Annotated in this window: 3 protein-coding genes; 1 reads left to right on the forward strand and 2 read right to left on the reverse strand. The window is 38.9% G+C overall.

The genetic code is table 11. The features are described from left to right. Nucleotides 1-214: 214 nt before the first annotated feature. Together K8S13_RS17885 and K8S13_RS17890 are read right to left on the reverse strand one after the other, a co-directional pair. On the reverse strand, nt 215-1,114 hold the full coding sequence (locus tag K8S13_RS17885; RefSeq protein ID WP_291464639.1) for an acyltransferase: 900 nt from the start codon (nt 1,112-1,114) through the stop codon (nt 215-217). Nucleotides 1,115-1,121: 7 nt separating this feature from the next. After that, nucleotides 1,122-2,606 carry a sigma 54-interacting transcriptional regulator gene (locus K8S13_RS17890; RefSeq protein WP_291464641.1) on the reverse strand — a complete coding sequence of 495 codons (1,485 nt, stop codon included), beginning with the start codon at nt 2,604-2,606 and terminating at the stop codon, nt 1,122-1,124. 257 nt (nt 2,607-2,863) lie between these two features. Between K8S13_RS17890 and K8S13_RS17895 the strand changes: the two genes are divergently transcribed. Then, nucleotides 2,864-5,067, forward strand: a 2,204-nt coding sequence (locus K8S13_RS17895; protein WP_291464643.1) for a nitronate monooxygenase, incomplete at its 3' end; no start/stop codon positions are given.

A 5,067-nucleotide genomic window follows, 5' to 3' on the forward strand; every position in this document is an offset into this window, starting at 1 on the left:
AAGGGGCGATGCTGACTGAAACCGTTATATTTGGCCAGCACAGCGAAAAGCGTGTAACTGAATTGATACGACATGCAAAGATTATGGAAGTTTTATGCACATCTGATGACGGCCGGAGCCTGAATATTTATGAAATGAAGGTGGGAAATATTTAACCTGCTTGTGACCTTTAACCTGAAGGTCACACGTACCCTAAAGGTCACACCTAAAAAATCTAATCTTTTTTTACCTTCAACGCTTTGATTTTTTTATCTTTTTCCTGCCATAAAGCGTTCAAGTAAGTGAAAAAATGGTTTTTATACTCAGGGTTATTAAAATAATCTCCGGCCAGAGAATCAGTTACGGGTATGACTTGAAAGTCAATTATTATTTTATTGACCCGGCCTGAAATATATTCCCAGAATGTGGGGATTTTATCCGGGTACACAATAGTGACATCAATGATTTTATGAAGATATTCTCCCATGGAACCTAAGACAAAGGCAACCCCACCGGCTTTTGGATTCAGAAGATACGTAAAATGATTATTTTTTTGGGAACCTTTTTTTTGCTGAGTAAATCTTGTTCCCTCAACAAAATTTATAATGGAGACAGGCGTATGTTTGAATTTTTCACAGGCCTTTTTTGTGCTTTCAAGATCTTTACCCTTTAGATGGGGATTTTCTTTTAATTGCTTTTTTGAATACCGTTTCATAAATGGAAAGTCCAGTGCCCACCAGGCAAGCCCTAAGAACGGAACCCAGATCAATTCCTTTTTCAGAAAAAATTTCAGCATGGGAATTTTTTGGTTTAAAATTGTCTGCAATGCTAAAATATCCACCCAGGACTGGTGGTTGGAAAGAATAAGATACCATTCTTTTTTTTCTAATTTTTCAAGTCCCCTGATATCCCAGTTTATTTTGCAGAACAGTTTTGAATTGAATGAATTAATCCCAATCCAGAGGCCGGCAATGGATATTAGAATTTTGTCAAGGATAACAACAACAGAATGAACCGGGATAAGAAATTTGAAAAAAGAGAGCAGAATCAATGGAATGGTCAAAAAGATGGTATTTGCCGTGTACAATAATACTGATAGAATGCCTTTGAGTGGGTGCGGTAGAAAAGATAGCATAAAATATTCAGACTTTTTTAAAATTCATGATATGTTTTTTTATAGTTCTCCTATCCAGTCCTGTCAGCTTTGCGACCTTTTCATAGGTACCAAATTTGTCGTACAAAAGCTTGCAATATCCTGCAACAAGGGATGGCACAGTGATGGTCCGATCTGAAATTCCTTGTAAAAGTTCCTGGTTTAAGGATATGGTCTTTTCTTCATCTTTTTGTTTGCCTTTATAGTCCCGTCTTAATAAAACACTTCTGACACACTGTTCAAGCTCTCGAACATTTCCTGGCCATTGATAATTCTTTCCGAGCCGGCGGTCAATAATTCTTTTAACTTTCAGGATTAATTTTTCCGAATGGGTGCCGGTCATTTTTTGGATGGTAAAGTCAAGAAGATCATCCAATTCCGATGGTTTTTCTTTGATTCGGGTGCTAAGGGGGGGGACTTCAATGATATCGGAACATAATCTGTAATAAAAATCGTCCCTGAATACCTTGCCGCTGAGAATATCCTTTTTGGGCCGGTTGGTGGCAGCAATGACCCTTCCGTTAAATCTTGATTTTTTATGGGTACCTACAGGGGAAAAGCTTCTTTCCTGGAGAACTCTTAACAGTTTGATCTGTACATGGTTGGGGATTTCACCGATTTCATCCAGAAGAATGGAGCCATGGGGACTGCACCGATCAAACACACCCTGGTAATTATCCACCGCCCCTGTAAAAGCGCCTTTTGTGTGCCCAAACAGTTCTGATTCAAGAAGCGTTTCAGGATACTGGGAAAGATTCAGTGAAGAAAAGGCCTGGGTGAAGCTTTGGGTAAAACATTGTTTTTTCTCATCAAAGGGAATATATCCGCTTCTGCCGATGGCTTTGGCGGCCGTACCTTTTCCCGTGCCGGTTTCGCCTAAAAGCAGGGTGGAAAAATCCTCCATCTTGTTCCATAAAAATTTATTGTACAGATCAAAATTATAAGTGAAAACATTGTACCACAAATGTTTTTTTAACTTTTTCATGCACGGGCTGCTGCCCACAAGAGAGTTGGAAATAAAATAAAAGGCCCGTCTGAGTTGATAGGAAAGGGCAAAATAATGGGAGATGCTCTTGACATCAAATCCCTTGGAATGGAGCATGTGCATGGTTTCTGCTGCAAAGAGAACCTTAACCGGTGTGTCCTGGGCCTTGATTTGATCCTTTGTCAGCTGGTCAAAATCATCCTTGAATTTGTAAAAGATATCAAACAGGAATACAATCGTAATGATTTCTTTGTCCTGGCCGTGAAATGCATTGATATTGGCACGGCCCTGGCTTTCAAGTTTTTTTATCCTTCGATCCACTTCATTTATGCACTGATCAATGCTTTCCCTTCCGGAAGCTGAAGGAAAAAGGCCTGCAATTTTAAGATCAAGTTTTTTCCTTAAATCGCTGAACGGGTTTGCAAAAGCAGCATTATAAACTGTTCTGAAAAATTGGCGTTCTTCGGGATTTAAGCTTGCAGTTTTCAATTTTTAATTCTCCATTAATTAATCTTGTTGCAAAGTACAATTTTGTACACATCGTATACATAAAATGCAAGAATAAAAGTGGCAGAATAGACTCAAAAAGAAAATAAAAAATAAAAACCCTTTTATTTTAGTATGTTATTCCTTTGGCTGGGTCTGGCACAATATTTGAATTATACAACTTAACTAGCGTATTAAGGTAAATTTTCATGGCAGCAGTGTGAAAATGAAAAACACAAAATAATTATGGAGAAACACTTATGATTAGAAGAATACTGAATTCAAGACTTCCTTTAATGGTTTATAATCCTGTAAAGGTGTTTGATGTAAAGTATTTTAAGGAGATTTTCAATGCAGGGGCACTTCCGGTATTTGACACGGAATTTTTAAGTACTGACGACATCCTTCAAGGTGTCTTATTACTTTCTCGCGAAAAATTCAGTTTTGGTATCAGACTTTCAACCCATGATAATGAGCTGATCGAAAAAATTAAGCGCCAGCAGATGATCAATCTTGATCTTATAATTTTTCCTTTTGCAGCAGATGAACCGCCTGCGGATTTCACAAATTTTGCAGATACGAAAATAGTGATGGAAATTAAAGATATTAATATTAACGATAAGATAAAAGAGGTTTCACCCCATGCCTTGATTTTAAAAGGAAATGAAGCAGGCGGGAAGGTTTCAAAATATTCTTCTTTTATTTTGATGCAATGGTATTTGAAAAATAATGAACTGCCTTTATTTATTCATGGCGGTGTTGGAAAGTATACTGCTGCCGGACTGTTTGCCGCCGGTGCTTCAGGCCTTGTCATGGACAGTCAGTTTCTCATGACGGATAAAGCACCTGTATCGGATAATTTTAAAAAACTTCTGGGTATGGTGGATGAGAGCGATTCCACCGAGATCATATATAATGGTCAGGATATTTACCGGGTGTTTGCAAAACTGGGAACTAAAATTGTTAAAGATTTAAAATTACAGGCAATTGAATTTAATGATGATCCGGATGGCCGACAAAAACTTTATGAGTCCATCAAGGACAATATGGCGGCCTTTGACAAAGAAGATGAAAAATTTATCCAGTCTCTTTTTTATCTGGGTCAGGACGGCGTATTTGCAAAGGATTTTGTAAAAGAGTCAACAAGCCTCAAAGAAATCATCTCAAGTTTTTTCAAATCCATTGGTGAGAATTTAAATTTCATTGATAATAATGATCCAATAAAGTCGGGTTCACCCTTTGCCAAGGACCAGGGAACAAAATTTCCATTGATCCAGGGGCCCATGGCAAATATTTCTGATAATTCTGATTTTGCAAATAAAGTCCTTGAACAAGGAGCTCTGCCGTTTTTTGCAGTGGGAAGTCTTCCTGAACAGCTGGCGGATGATATGCTTAAGGATGGTGCTAAAAAAGTGGATGTTTTCGGTGCCGGACTTGTTGGCATGGAAGCGTTTAATCCTGCGGTAAAAAAACACCTGGACATGGTTAAAAAGTATAAAATTCCCTATGCACTTTTTGCAGGCGGGATTCCTTCCCAGGTAGCAGAACTTGAAAAGGCAGGAACCAAAACATATCTTCATACGCCATCGGTATCCATGATGGAAAATGCCCTGAAAAACGGATGCAGACGGTTTATCTTTGAAGGCGGGGAAGCCGGCGGCCATGTGGGTACCCTTTCTTCCATGGTGCTGTGGGAGGATGCCATTGCCACCTTAATCAATAAAGATTATGATTTGTCTGATTTATACCTGGTATTTGCCGGTGGTATTTCCACCTGCTTTGCATCATTTTTCATTTCAGGCCTTACATCCTTTCTTGCGGCCAAAGGGGCAAAAATCGGTATCCAGGTAGGAACAGCTTACCTTTTTGCCGATGAAATTGTGGCAACCAAAAGTATTAAACATCAATACCAGGAAATCATTATCCGGGAAAATGAGACCATGGTGATCGGTAAAAGTTTAGGGTTGGCATCCAGAACCGCACCCACCCGGTTTGCCAAAATGATGGTTGAAACTGAAGCTGAGATGATAAAAAGCAAGGAAAACCTTGAGAAAAGAAAACGTACCTTTGAAAAGAAAAATATCGGTTCGCTGCTCATCGGTGCAAAAGGATTCCTGCCGGATTTTAAAAACCCCGGGTCTGATAATTACACCTGGTTTGAAGGTGAAGAGTACAAAGAAAAGGGCAATTTTCTTGTGGGGGACAGTCTGGCCTTTTTTGACCGATCCGTGACCATAAAAGAGATCCATGACAAATATTTTGAAGCCAAATCGACACTTTACAAAAACATCAATTTTCTTGAGATATTTTCAAGCCCGAAAGGCAAAATTAATGATGAGATTGCCGTAATCGGTATCGGTTGTATTTTACCGGATGCTGATGATCCCGACAGCTTGTGGGAGAATATTTTAAATAAAAAATATTCCATCAGCCGGATGCCAGAGTCAAGATTTGATCACGATCT

This window comes from Desulfobacula sp. (assembly GCF_021107415.1).

Bases quoted from the DNA above. Each gene is read 5' to 3' on its own strand.
- K8S13_RS17885 (WP_291464639.1), bottom strand. From the start codon at position 1,114: ATGCTATCTTTTCTACCGCACCCACTCAAAGGCATTCTATCAGTATTA.